We start from the raw sequence: 12,423 nt of genomic DNA, 5'->3' as shown, positions 1-12,423 counted from the left end.
GTCAGTCATTAGTTGATAGTTTTTAGGTATTAGTTGCCGACATAACTTGTAGCCCGCTATCGAAAATTGACTGAAGGCTATCAACTAACCATTTAAATCGCCAGAATAACGAACTCTACTCGCCGGTTTACCTTACGTTCTTCGTCAGTTCCTTTAGTCAGAATAGGGCGTGTATCGCCATACCCAACGGCCTGAACCCGCTCCAGATCAATACCTTTCTGAGCCATATAGCGTTGGCAGGCGATTACCCGGTCGCGGGAGAGTTGCAGGTTTTTATCATGGTCGCCGATGATATCTGTATGGCCTTCGAGCCGGATGGTCATGTTTGGGTTGTCCTGCATCATGGACACCAACTTATCCAGCTCCGCAAAGGAAGCCGACAGCAGATCCGACTTCGACATCTCGAAGTAAATATTCTTGAGCGTCACTTTATCGCCCACCGCTAAGGGTGTCAGGGCGATGTCGCGCGTAAGTTTTTGCCCACCTGCAACCTTGCTTAAGTCCAGAACGCCACTTGTTGATTGATATCCGCGTGCCGAGGCAATGTAGGTATAAACCTGGCCTTTGTTTAAACTCATCCGATAAGCACCCGTTGACGCAAAACTTTGCACCGAATCAATCGCCTGTTTGCTGGATGAGAGTTGGTAGTCGATGGTAGCGGTAACGGGCCGTTTATTTTTAGCATCGCTTACTACACCCGACACCGCTACTAACGTGGCTACAGGTGCCGGAGTTGGTTTTGATTTGGGCGTTTCCATTTCGCCACCTGACTCTCCTGAGGGCTGGGGTAATGGTTTACTGTTTTTGGGTAACTTAGGTACGGGTGTAGGAGTAGAAGAGGGTGTAGTTGGCGGTGTATAAACCACCTGATCGGCAGGGTTATTAACGTATAAATTGTAAATGTTCCAGCAGATATATTGGTCGCTCACGCACTCGAAAAGATCAAAATTCTCCAGGCCCTTATCCAATCTCTGGAAGTATAAGCTGAAATTAATTTTGTCGCCAGAAAAAGTATTCCTGCCAATGAGTACCGTTTTTCCGGTATTTCGATCCGTTTGTTCCTGTCTCACCGGAATGCCTTCAACCTTCACAAATGCAAATGTTCTGGCGCCATTTGCGGCAACCAAATAGCCTGAAGGATCGAAACCAATAGTACCGGTAGATAGCTGCTTTCCGTTACGGTCATATTGTGGTTGGCTATTATCAGTATAAGTTAAATTAAGGATAGTATAATCTCTCGTTAAACGAATATTATTAACTGTTACGCCGGGGTCGGCGGGGCGCGCGTTGCCAGGCTGATTTGCTGAGCTTGGATACGTACCATCGGGAGATTGCTGACCGCCTGATGGGTATTGTTGCCCTCCACCTGACGGATACCCGGATGGATAGGAACCCAACATGCAGGACGTAGTCAGGAGCATTAAAATCGGGAAAATGAGGTAATGATGTTTCATGAAATAAGAAATAGAAAGCTGATTATCAATGATGAAAGATGGAGGCTCCGGTTGATGCCTTTCTTCCCGGATTAACCTTCTTAATGGTTGTATTCTTTACTTATGAGACGGTTTCGGGGGAGGTAGGGTTACAGCAATCAGGATATAATAAGTGTATTCCTGGCAAAAGGTACGTCATTTTGATGGATGAATGCAGTTAATCATCCGATTGATAAAGACTTATAATAAGCTACCATAATTACATCTAATATTGGATTAGTGTAAAGGTAATATTTTGATTTACAGTGAAATAGGGATAGGATGTTCCAGCCAGTACGTGTAAATTCGCCGTTGCTTTGTTCGTACTACATGAAATATAGCCTCTACTTAACCGCCATTTTTCTTCTTTTTTTCGTTGCAAAAGCTTCAGCGCAGTCGCCTGCCCTTATACGCGGTCCTTATTTACAGGTGGTTACACCAACGTCCGTTATTATCCGCTGGCGCACCGATCAGCCAACCAAAGGCCGGGTGTGGTTTGGTCAATCGGCTGGTCAATTGACGCGGGATGTTAAGGAGTCAGAGGCTTCTCTCGAACATAGTCTTACACTTACGGGCCTACAGCCCGCCACGAAATATGCCTACGCCATTGGCTATGAGGATACGCAACTAGCGTCGGGAGCCGACTACTACGTTAAAACGGCCGTTCCTGCCGGCGATACGCGCCCGTTGCGATTCTGGGTGTTGGGTGATTTTGGGAGTGGAACCGGTACTCCCGTTCAGGCAGATGTGTATCAGGCCTACCGTAATGCAACCGCCAATCACCCGGCTGACCTCTGGATGTGGCTGGGTGATAATGCCTACTCGTTTGGCCTGGAAGAAGAATATCAGCAACTGGTGTTCCCGGTCTATGCGCCCACGCTCCGCAATACACCTTTGTTTATTACGCCCGGCAACCACGATTATGCCGATAGTCAGACCAACTTCAATATTGCGTACTACAAGCTTTTCGCCTTTCCACAACAAGGGGAAGCGGGGGGGATTTCATCAGGATCAAAGTCGTATTATTCGGCCAATTACGGCAATGTTCACTTAATCTCGCTCGACTCGCAGGGAAAACCAGATGGTGATTTTCGGCTCTACGACACGACGTCTACACAGGTAAAATGGCTTAAGCGTGATCTTGCCGCCAACAAATTGCCCTGGACCATTGTCATTTTTCACCACCCACCTTACAGTAAAGGCGGCCACAATTCCGATACGGAGGAGTCGATGGTGCTGCTTCGGGAAAATCTGACACCGATTCTGGAGCGATATGGAGTAGATCTGGTCCTGAATGGGCATAGCCACGGCTACGAACGTACGTACCGGTTAAAAGGGCTTCGTGGGCTAGCCGCTACGTTCAATAAAGATAAAAACGTCGCTGAAAACACGACCGCCCGCTATGATGGTTCGCCCAATTCGTGTCCCATTTTAACGAAAGGAGAAGGGACCGTTTACGTAGTGAATGGGTCGGGTGGCCAACTGGGTGGACAATCGCCTGATTTTCCCCATCCAGCTACTGTGTTTAATAATACAACTGTCGGTGGGTCGATGATTCTGGACGTTAACGACAACCGGTTAGATGCGCAGTTGTTGATGGCCAATGGGACCGTTCAGGATAAATTTACCATCCTGAAAAACGTCAATAAAACAACAGAATTGACCGCTCAGCTTGGGGATACGCTGCAATTGGCGGCTTCGTGGCCCAGTGTGTCGGACGAATACCGCTGGCCGGATGGTCAAAAAAGTCGCCGTATTCGCTACGTGGTCGATAAAGCCGGTACGTATCCAATCACGGTCAAAGACGGGCGTGACTGTTTAACCGATGTTTTTCAATTAACTGTACAGCAATCGTTAAAAGTAATAGCAAAAACGGCCGCTTCAGTTTGTGTAGGCGGTACGATGCCCATAACGATCACATTCGAAAATGCACCCCAGGCTACCGACCTGCAGTATGACGTTTTGTTATCCGATGCAACGGGCAATTTCACCAATGAACAGGTTGTTGGATCAGGGAAGCTAGCTGAACTTAAAGCCACTATTCCAGTTAATTTCCCCGCCGGATCAGGCTATCGGTTACGCGTTCGCCCGCGTGGTATTCCCAATGCTCAGCTCGTGTCAAGTGGTGAGTTTACAGTTCAAGCCTTACCCACGGCAACCCTAACGGGTTCAACGACCGTGTCTCAGGGTAAGTCGGTTACGTTAGCTGTTGGCCTTACGGGGGATGGCCCCTGGAAGGGCGCTCTATCAGACGGAACGACTTTTTCGGGAGCCGCGAATCCAATTGTTCTTACGGTTCAGCCCGCCAGATCTGTCGTCTATTCAATAACAGCCATTGAGAACGGGTGTGGAAAGGGCACTACTTCAGGGCAGGCGTCCATAACAATATTAATACCAACGGCTGAAGAAGAGTTTGCGGGCGGGCGGCTGCGCATCTATCCTAATCCCACTCATGATGTGGTGTATGTGGATTTGACAACGACCCAGAAAAAGGAAGTCATTATCCAACTGACTGATATGCAGGGTCGTTCGATTTATCAGGAGCATTTTGCGCCTTCGATCTCCTTAACGGAATCAATCCGTATGCCTCATGCCTCGGGAACGTATTTGTTGACAGTTCAGGTGGGGCAGCAGAAGTTGACTCGGAAAGTAGTACGCCAGTAAACGGCAGATCTAACAGGATTACAATACCTGTCCCAATCCAAACAATACGACAAACAAGAGCGTACTAAGAGCGAGCTGTCCTAATCGGGCGTTGAGTTCTGCGGGTCGTTTGTGCGTAGCCACAGCCCGGCCATTTAGGATGAACAGCGGGAAGGCCAGTACGTATACATAACTGAACCAGGTAGAGCCAGTTAGGAAAGAGTACACAATGGCGCAAAACATGCCGGTGATAAGCAATCCCCAGTGGTAGCGAATGGCTAAGGATAAACCCAGCCTTGCCGGAATGGATCGCTTTCCGGTTAACGTATCGGTTTCAATATCCCGGATATTATTGACGTTTAATACGCCGGTAGCAAATAAGCCTACACTCGTAGCGGGTAATAACAAGAGTGGATTGAACGATAACGTGTGTAGAAAATACGTTCCTAAAACGCCTACCCAACCAAAGAAAATAAGGACGGCAATGTCGCCGAAACCGGCATATCCATACGGACGTTTGCCATTTGTATAGCCAATGGCGGCTGCAATACTGAGAAGTCCTACAAGCACAAAAATCCAGAAAAGCTTCGCGCCACCGGCGTCATATAACGCCACAACCAACAGCCACATACCACTAACGAAGGATAATGCCGCCGTTATGATGATACCCCGAAACATGGCTTCTTTGGTGATGTCACCCGTCGCTACCGCGCGACGTGGACCAACCCGTAATTCGGTATCTTTCCCCGAAACGGCATCGCCGTAGTCGTTAGCGAAGTTGGACAGGATTTGCAGGAAAATAGTTGTCAGAATGGCCAGAAGCGCCACTGGCCAGCTAAAGCGATGGTCAGCACTGGCCAGAAAGCAGCCAAGAATAATACTGGCTAAGGAGAGGGGTAACGTGCGCGGCCGTGCAGCCGCAATCCAGGACTTCACCATTCAATTATAAATGATGAATGATGAATGATGAATGATAAACACAAGCGAGCTGGATTCATCATTCATCATTCATCATTCAAACTTAAATACCTACTGCTTTCTTGAACTCTTCGTCTTCGGGCTTCACTTTAGACGCGAAGAAATGAGTTAGTTCACCTTTCTCATTGACAACGTATTTGCAGAAATTCCAGGTAGGAACTTTATCATTCCAACCGTTCATATCTTTGGTTGTCAACCATTTGTAAAGCGGGGCCTGGTCGTCGCCTAATACCGATACTTTCTCGAACATGGGGAACGTAACGCCGTAATTCTTTTTGCAGAACTCAGCAATTTCTTCGCTGCTGCCGGGCTCCTGGCTTTTGAAATTATTAGCTGGGAAACCCAACACAACGATCTTGTCGCCATGCTCTTTGTAGAATTTCTCCCAATCAGCATACTGGGGTGTAAAGCCGCATTTCGAGGCTACGTTCAGAATAACGACTTTCTTGCCTTTGAAGCCCTTCAGCGCTACGGGTTTGCCGTCGAGTGAGTTTACCGTGAAATCATAGAGACTTTTTGTAGGAGCTGGCGCATTGGCGGGTGCCACAGCCACTTCGCGTTTGTCGGCGAAAATACCTTTAACGAGTGTTGATAAAGACATAAAACTGGAAAGGGTGAAAACGAACGCAAGTGCGATCAGGCTAAAAACGAGATTCTTTTTCATAGTTGTTTTGACATTTTGGTAGACTTGGAAAGGGTAATTTAAAGTCGCTGAAAATGAATAAATTGACTACATTTTTTCGGGTACTTCTATGCTCAATAAACCCATTGCCTTACGAATAGTTTCACCAACAGCTTTTGATAAAACAAGGCGGGTATGCAGCTTACTTTGATCACTCTCTTTAAGGATGGAAAGCTTGTCGTAAAACTGGTTAAAAGTCTTCGCTAACTCATATACGTATTGCCCGATGTAGGAGGGAGCATAGGCCGCGCCAGCTTCGGCAACCCGTTGCGGATACTGACTTAGTAAAAAGACCAGTTGTTGTTCAATCTCATCTAATGTAGTGGCCGCGACCGGTCCTTCTGACGATACGCCCATGTCGGCGGCTTTCCGCAAAATCGACTGAATCCTGGCGTGAACGTATTGAATGTACGGTCCTGTGTTACCGTGCAAATCTACCGATTCGGCCGGATTGAATTGCATCCGTTTTTGCGGATCAACCTTTAATAAATAGTATTTTAATGCACCGAGGCCAAGCATCTGAAACAACGCTGTTTTTTCGGCCTCGCTAAACTCCTGAAGCTTGCCCTTTGCCGCTTCATCGGCAGCTGCGGAAGCTGCGTCAGTCGTTTCCTGAATCAGATCGTCGGCGTCAACAACGGTACCTTCGCGGGATTTCATTTTTCCCGTTGGCAAATCGACCATGCCGTACGACAAATGGTATAATTCATTGGCATACGGCCGACCTAACCGACGTAGAATAGCAAACAGGACATTAAAATGGTAATCCTGCTCATTGCCAACCACCCAGATGGACCGGTCGTTGTGGTAGTCCTGAAACTTGAGATCGGTGGTGCCAAGGTCCTGCGTCATGTAGACTGACGTACCATCAGCCCGCATAACCAGTTTCTGATCCAGCCCTTCTTCTGTCAAATCAATCCAGACCGAATTGTCGTCTTTCCGGTAGAAAATGCCTTTTTGTAATCCTTCTTCAACGACTTCTTTGCCAAGCAGATACGTGTTCGATTCGTAGTACGTCTTGTCGAAACTAACGCCAATGCGTTTATACGTAGCATCGAATCCCGCATAGACCCAGGCATTGAGTTGACTCCAGAGCGCCACCGTTTCAGGATCGCCCTGCTCCCAAAGACGCAGCATCTGCTGGACCTCGAGCATGAGTGGCGCTTTTTTCTCGGCTTCTTCTCTAGATGTTCCCTGAGCAACCATCTCCTCGACTTGCGCTTTGTAGGCCTTGTCGAACAGGACGTAGTACTTCCCGATCAAATGGTCGCCTTTCATGCCCGACGATTCGGGGGTTTCGCCGTTGCCGAAGCGTTGGTATGCCAGCATCGACTTGCAAATGTGAACGCCCCGATCATTAACGATGCAGGTTTTCACTACGTCGTAGCCGGTTGCTTTCAGAATCCGACTGACTGAATCGCCCAGAAAGTTGTTGCGTAAATGGCCAAGGTGCAGTGGTTTGTTCGTGTTGGGCGACGAAAATTCAACCATCACCGATTGTCCTTTGGCAGGTAATGTGCCAAAGGCTGGATTCGCGGTAATATCATTCAATACGTCGATCCAGGCCGCGTCGGCGATGCTGATATTGAGAAAGCCCTGCACTACGTTGAACCCACTGACAACCGAGCTATTTTCGGCTAACCACGTGCCAATGGCCTGCCCAATTTGAGCGGGCGCCTTACGTAGTGCTTTGGTCAGTGAAAAGGTTACGAACGTGTAAAGACCTTCGAATTCTTTCTTGGTGGGTTGTAAAGTTATCTCACCGATGCCGGTCGCACCGATTTCCTGTTGATACAATTCAGCAATAGCCTGTTGAATTGCCTTCTTTAATTCTTCCTGAATATCCATTAGGCTGCAAAAGTACGAAAAGTAGCGTGTAAGTAGCGCGGGCGGAAGCCGTTTGGCGTAGTCTCCGACTACGTCATTGTGTTATCGGGTCTTCGACCGGTTTAGTAAGCGACAATCAGACTTTTTTTAGACACTTTTCACCGGTCAGAGACCGGACAACGCCATGACGTAGTCAGAGACTACGCCAAGCGACAATCTCAAGGTTGCAACGTAGTCGTTTTCTCTGCTACTGTCTTTACTTTTTCTTTCGAGAAGAACGCCGGGAAATAACTATTTTCCGCCCAGATTGGAAACAAATCACCGTAGTGTGGGCTATCTGGATCACCTGACTGGCCGGGACTGTTGATGCCGAGCGTCTTGTCCCAATCTTCGGTATCGACCAGCATCCGGAACGTAGCACCGTGGGTTTGATTGAGGTTATTACTCGTGGCGTTGACCGTTTCGCCGTAGCCGCCCCTGGCAACCGGACCGAGATCGATTTTCTTCTGCATCGCTTTGTCGACCAGATCGCTGAGTGGGTGCCTGATCGTGATGTGCTTATTTTTGCGCTGTCCGTATGACCACTCGTCCACGTCGTTACCCAGCCGATTGGTAAGTTCGCTGACGGCGCGATCCAGGCAGGTTAACAACAGACTGTCGCGGGCTGGCGTCGGCACAAGCAGCGCATCGAACACGCGCTTCGATGGTATGGATGTCAAATAGGGGCGGGCCTTTTCGGGAATCTTTTCCTGATAAATGGCCTGTTTCAACTGACCTTCCCAGGCCACATAGATAGCCGCTGCTACAGACTCTGGCTTAAGTTGATAGTCCCACTTCCGAAGAATGCTCAAGGCCTGTTCCGTACGGTTGTCAGGCGATGACAAGTTTTGCAGAAGTGGTACCAATGTCCGGGCGGGGATGGACAAATAGTCGGCTTGCAGGGCCATAAAGTCGACCAGATTCTTGCGTTTCCCGTTACTCAATACTTCCTCGATGCGATGTGCCCGGCTGGGCGCTGACCACGTCCAGCCCATAGCGTTCCGGTGTGGAAAATTGGTAGAGGTGAGGTTATTATTGGCTGTCACTACGTAGCCTTCGGGCGGATTGGTCTTGTTCGGTAGCTGTAGGATGGGTAAGTACCCGCTCCACTCAAATCGGCCATCGCCCGGAACGGGTACCAGACCGGTGAAATTCTTTCGGATGGGGGCCAGACCTACGATCTGCCAGCCAATTGTGCCGTTTTTATCCGCCCAAACCATGTTGAGTCCCGGAAGCCGACTGAATGAACAAGCCTCTCGAAAGGCCGCCCAGCTTTGGGCCTGATTCATACGTAAACTGGCTAAATAGGGCGCACAGCCGGTTTCGAGCCAGCCCGTCCGAACGGCATAGGCTTTATGATGGACGGCATCGTCAAATACGACCGGACCGTGACGGGTGTATTTTAACGTTGCCAAAACTGATTTTCCATCTTTCATCGGAATGGCTTCGGTCACTGTTTTCATCGATTCCCAGCGACCTTTATACCGATATTGATTTGGATTTTTAGGATTGGTTTCGTACACATACAAATCCTCATTGTCGGTCTCGGAAATTGTCAGACCCCAGGCCCCGTAGTCATTGTGCCCGATCGAAACGCCCGGAAGTGTTGGTTCTCCGCCCCCCATTACGTTCCAGCCCGGTGCATTCAAATGCACCCAATAGCGTAGCGAAGGTGTTGACTGTGAGCGGTGCGGGTCGTTTGCCAGCATCGGATACCCGCTAGCCGATTTGTTGCCCGCCAGCGTCCAGTTGTTCGAGCCAACATACTGTTTTTCCGTCTCAAACCAGGCATTTATCGAATCACGGGACAAGCGAGCTTCGTCCTCATCGGCTTTTGATGATCGCCCGTTGTATTTTAATGGCAACCGAAAAGCCTCGTAGAGTTCCAGAATCGGTTGAAACAACTCGTCGCCGTTCACGTGAAGTGTCAAATCGGGTTCGCCGGATTTAGTGCCTGAAACGTCGGACCGTGGATGAAACCAGTCCAGTTCACGCAGTTTGTCGGCACTAATAAGCTTCACCAACCGGCCATAATTTAATTCCTCACGCACATTATAGGCCAACCCCTGATGACGGCTGATAACGACCTCGGGCGTCCAGAAACCCGGTTTTGTACTGAGTACCCGAAACTCGAACGGTAGTTTTTCGGGCGTTTTCAGCATTTCGGTAATGTACGCATTGATACCTTCCACAAACGCCCGAACAATTTGTGGACCGCGCGGATGATAGTGCTTTAATTCCTGATCAATATTCCCGCGAAAGCGAAACAGTCGGGTGCCGATATCGCGCTTCGTTTCCGGCGGCCCCAGCAATTCAGCAACCGTCCCCGTTGCCTGTCTGCGCCAGATTTCCAGTTGAAATAAGCGATCCTGAGCCGCCGAGTAACCTTGTGCGAAGAACAGGTCATGCTCGTTCTTCGCGTAGATATGATTGACACCCCAACGGTCGCGGATAATTTCGACGGGCAGTTGCAAACCCTTTACCCGCATCCGTTGCGTTGACTGAGCATTACAGCAGGTTGGTATAAAAACGATTAACAGGAAAAAGAGGTGGCGCATGCGGTCAGATTTGAAGGTAATATAGCCAACAATTTACGAACGTAGCGTCGGCTATAGAATACAGCGAATACGCACAGTTGGAAGATCAAACAAAGGCCGGGAAGTCGTCCATGAACTGCACATCGGCAGTCGCGTGATCGATGCTGCAACAATAATGCGTTAGGCCATTGGAAATCACTACGTAGGGCGCACGGTGCACATGGTTGTACCGGGCAATCTGATCGAATACGTTTTGTGTCAGGGTAATATGGGGCGCTTTGCATTCGACGATCAGAAATGGCTGCCCCTGCCGATTGAAAACTACGATGTCCGTACGTTTCTGTGTTGTGTTCAGCGTCAGCCCCCCTTCCGATCGAATAAGTGCTTTAGGATAAGCGTAGTGCGTTAGAAGTAAGTTGACAATATGTTGCCGAACCCACTCCTCGGGTGATAATCGAACGTACTTGCGCCGTAGTAAATCGAATATGTAAGGTTTGCCTTCGACTTGCTTAGTTTTGTAGTCGAAAGTGGGGAGATTCAACGGGTCCATACCACTAAGATAAAGAATGTATGGGTGAGGACGTATATAAGCGAACGAAAAAACGGAATTCACACTTTATTCTCTCAATCACTTATCAATCCACTCACTGAATCCCTCCTGAAAGATGAAGACTAAAGAAGAAATCGTTGCGAACTGGTTGCCACGTTACACAGGCACCCCCATCGAACAATTCGGCGAATATATTTTGCTGACTAACTTTATCAACTACGTCGAACTATTCGCGCAGAAGTTCGACGTGGAGATCTTTGGCATCGGGCGGGCGATGCAAACCGCTACAGCCAACAACATTACGATTATCAACTTCGGGATGGGAAGTGCTATGGCAGCTACTGTCATGGACTTGCTATCAGCCGTTGATCCGAAAGCAGTATTGTTTCTGGGGAAATGCGGTGGACTGAAAAAAACTCAGATTGGCGACTTGGTTTTACCCATTGCCGCCATCCGTGGAGAAGGAACCAGTAACGACTACATGCGTCCCGAAATTCCCGCCCTGCCCTCGTTTCGATTACAACGAGCGGTATCGTCGACCATTAAAAAGTACGAGCTGGATTACTGGACAGGTACGGTCTACACCACTAATCGGCGGATCTGGGAGCACGACGAACCCTTTAAGGATTATCTCCGCGAACTCCGGGCGATGGCCATCGACATGGAAACGGCCACGATTTTTACCGTTGGTTTTGTCAATTCGATTCCGCACGGTGCCTTGTTGCTGGTGTCCGACAATCCGCTGGTACCCGAAGGTGTGAAAACTGAAGAAAGCGACAAACGCGTAACGGGTCAGTTTGTAAATAAGCACCTGGAAATAGGTATCGACGCCCTGCTCGAACTGGAATCCTCCGGCGATTCGGTGAAGCACTTGCGATTTGAATAAATAAAGGAAATAAAAGAAGAAGTGGGAAGAATAAGTCGAAAGGGAAAATAAACCCTCTGGGCCTATTCTTCCCTTTTCTCGTTTAAAAAATCACTGACCCTCTTACAGGCTGGGTTGTAGTCGAGTTTCCCTCGTTTCGTCGCCAGCTCTATCTTTCAGTCTGTTCTGGACGTAGTGATTTGTCTTAAAACTGTCAAAAGATGGCCACGGATTACCATTCTCCAATCAAGAAGATGACATATTGTCTCATATTTCATTTTTTAATTAAAAATTGAGACACTTTGTCATATTGGCTATTTGAAAATGCTTTGGTACGGGGTTTGTAATAAGGAGAGTGTGTTTGATTGTAAACAACCCAATAAAAACAAATAAAACCATGGCAACCTTAGTTCGATATAACAACTTCCCTACTTTCTTTAACCCTTTTTACGGTCGTCCAGTAATCAACCGGTATCAAAATACTACACCTAATGTACCGGCTGTAAACGTGAAAGAAACTGAAACCGCATTCCTTCTTGAATTGGCCGCTCCCGGTCTGAAAAAAGAAGATCTGAAAATCAACGTTGAAAATAATAAGTTGACGATTGGTTATAATTCTGAAGTGAAAACGGAAGAAAGCACGGAGAAATTCACTCGTCAGGAGTTTGGTTTCACGTCGTTCGAACGTAGCTTCCGCTTACCTAAAACGGTAAACGCCGACCAAATCAAAGCCGCTTATACAGACGGCATCTTGACCGTTGAATTGCCTAAAGTTGACGTGAAAGAAGAAAAATTAGTGAAGGAAATTACCGTTGCCTAAGCGCATCTGG

The 12,423-nt window shown here is 48.3% G+C and carries 9 protein-coding genes; 3 read left to right on the top strand and 6 right to left on the bottom strand.

Annotated elements, in window-relative coordinates; all coding sequences use genetic code 11:
- Nucleotides 1-92: 92 nt before the first annotated feature.
- Nucleotides 93-1,454, bottom strand: coding sequence for an OmpA family protein (locus tag ACYVEA_RS06290; protein WP_461112499.1), 1,362 nt, complete (start codon nt 1,452-1,454; stop codon nt 93-95).
- A gap of 348 nt (nt 1,455-1,802) precedes the next feature.
- Here ACYVEA_RS06290 and ACYVEA_RS06285 point away from each other — a divergent pair, with 348 nt between their 5' ends.
- A complete protein-coding gene (locus tag ACYVEA_RS06285) occupies nt 1,803-4,136 on the top strand; it encodes a metallophosphoesterase (RefSeq protein WP_461112498.1) in 2,334 nt (777 codons plus the stop codon).
- Nucleotides 4,137-4,154: 18 nt separating this feature from the next.
- Here ACYVEA_RS06285 and ACYVEA_RS06280 read toward each other — a convergent pair whose 3' ends face one another.
- The 5 genes from ACYVEA_RS06280 to ACYVEA_RS06260 all read right to left on the bottom strand — a co-directional run bounded on the left by ACYVEA_RS06280 (nt 4,155) and on the right by ACYVEA_RS06260 (nt 10,728).
- Nucleotides 4,155-5,051, bottom strand: a complete 897-nt coding sequence (locus ACYVEA_RS06280; RefSeq protein WP_461112961.1) for a 1,4-dihydroxy-2-naphthoate polyprenyltransferase — start codon at nt 5,049-5,051, stop codon at nt 4,155-4,157.
- A gap of 85 nt (nt 5,052-5,136) precedes the next feature.
- The gene (locus ACYVEA_RS06275; protein ID WP_461112497.1) at nt 5,137-5,757 is read right to left on the bottom strand and encodes a glutathione peroxidase; all 621 of its coding nucleotides are present in this window, start codon (nt 5,755-5,757) and stop codon (nt 5,137-5,139) included.
- A gap of 66 nt (nt 5,758-5,823) precedes the next feature.
- Nucleotides 5,824-7,623: an arginine--tRNA ligase gene (argS, locus tag ACYVEA_RS06270; RefSeq protein ID WP_461112496.1), complete on the bottom strand. Its 1,800-nt coding sequence runs from the start codon at nt 7,621-7,623 to the stop codon at nt 5,824-5,826.
- A 197-nt stretch (nt 7,624-7,820) separates the two neighbouring features.
- Entirely contained in the window at nt 7,821-10,199 is a 2,379-nt protein-coding gene (locus ACYVEA_RS06265) for a penicillin acylase family protein (protein ID WP_461112495.1), read from the bottom strand.
- Between the two features lie 85 nt (nt 10,200-10,284).
- Nucleotides 10,285-10,728 carry a type I restriction enzyme HsdR N-terminal domain-containing protein gene (locus ACYVEA_RS06260; protein WP_461112494.1) on the bottom strand — a complete coding sequence of 148 codons (444 nt, stop codon included), beginning with the start codon at nt 10,726-10,728 and terminating at the stop codon, nt 10,285-10,287.
- A gap of 115 nt (nt 10,729-10,843) precedes the next feature.
- Between ACYVEA_RS06260 and ACYVEA_RS06255 the strand changes: the two genes are divergently transcribed.
- Both ACYVEA_RS06255 and ACYVEA_RS06250 read left to right on the top strand, forming a co-directional pair.
- Nucleotides 10,844-11,614 carry an AMP nucleosidase gene (locus ACYVEA_RS06255; protein ID WP_461112493.1) on the top strand — a complete coding sequence of 257 codons (771 nt, stop codon included), beginning with the start codon at nt 10,844-10,846 and terminating at the stop codon, nt 11,612-11,614.
- Nucleotides 11,615-11,990: 376 nt separating this feature from the next.
- Nucleotides 11,991-12,413, top strand: a complete 423-nt coding sequence (locus tag ACYVEA_RS06250; RefSeq protein ID WP_461112492.1) for an Hsp20/alpha crystallin family protein — start codon at nt 11,991-11,993, stop codon at nt 12,411-12,413.
- The last annotated feature ends 10 nt before the right edge of the window (nt 12,414-12,423 follow it).

It is taken from the genome of Spirosoma jeollabukense (genome assembly GCF_054777855.1).
This window is presented reverse-complemented; position numbering and strand designations above follow the sequence as displayed.

Excerpts from the sequence above, each read along its gene's own strand:
- ACYVEA_RS06275 (WP_461112497.1), bottom strand. The coding sequence starts at position 5,757 with ATGAAAAAGAATCTCGTTTTTAGCCTGATCGCACTTGCGTTCGTTTTC.
- argS (WP_461112496.1), bottom strand. The coding sequence starts at position 7,623 with ATGGATATTCAGGAAGAATTAAAGAAGGCAATTCAACAGGCTATTGCT.
- ACYVEA_RS06265 (WP_461112495.1), bottom strand. The coding sequence starts at position 10,199 with ATGCGCCACCTCTTTTTCCTGTTAATCGTTTTTATACCAACCTGCTGT.
- ACYVEA_RS06250 (WP_461112492.1), top strand. The coding sequence starts at position 11,991 with ATGGCAACCTTAGTTCGATATAACAACTTCCCTACTTTCTTTAACCCT.
- ACYVEA_RS06290 (WP_461112499.1), bottom strand. The coding sequence starts at position 1,454 with ATGAAACATCATTACCTCATTTTCCCGATTTTAATGCTCCTGACTACG.
- ACYVEA_RS06260 (WP_461112494.1), bottom strand. The coding sequence starts at position 10,728 with ATGGACCCGTTGAATCTCCCCACTTTCGACTACAAAACTAAGCAAGTC.
- ACYVEA_RS06285 (WP_461112498.1), top strand. The coding sequence starts at position 1,803 with ATGAAATATAGCCTCTACTTAACCGCCATTTTTCTTCTTTTTTTCGTT.
- ACYVEA_RS06255 (WP_461112493.1), top strand. The coding sequence starts at position 10,844 with ATGAAGACTAAAGAAGAAATCGTTGCGAACTGGTTGCCACGTTACACA.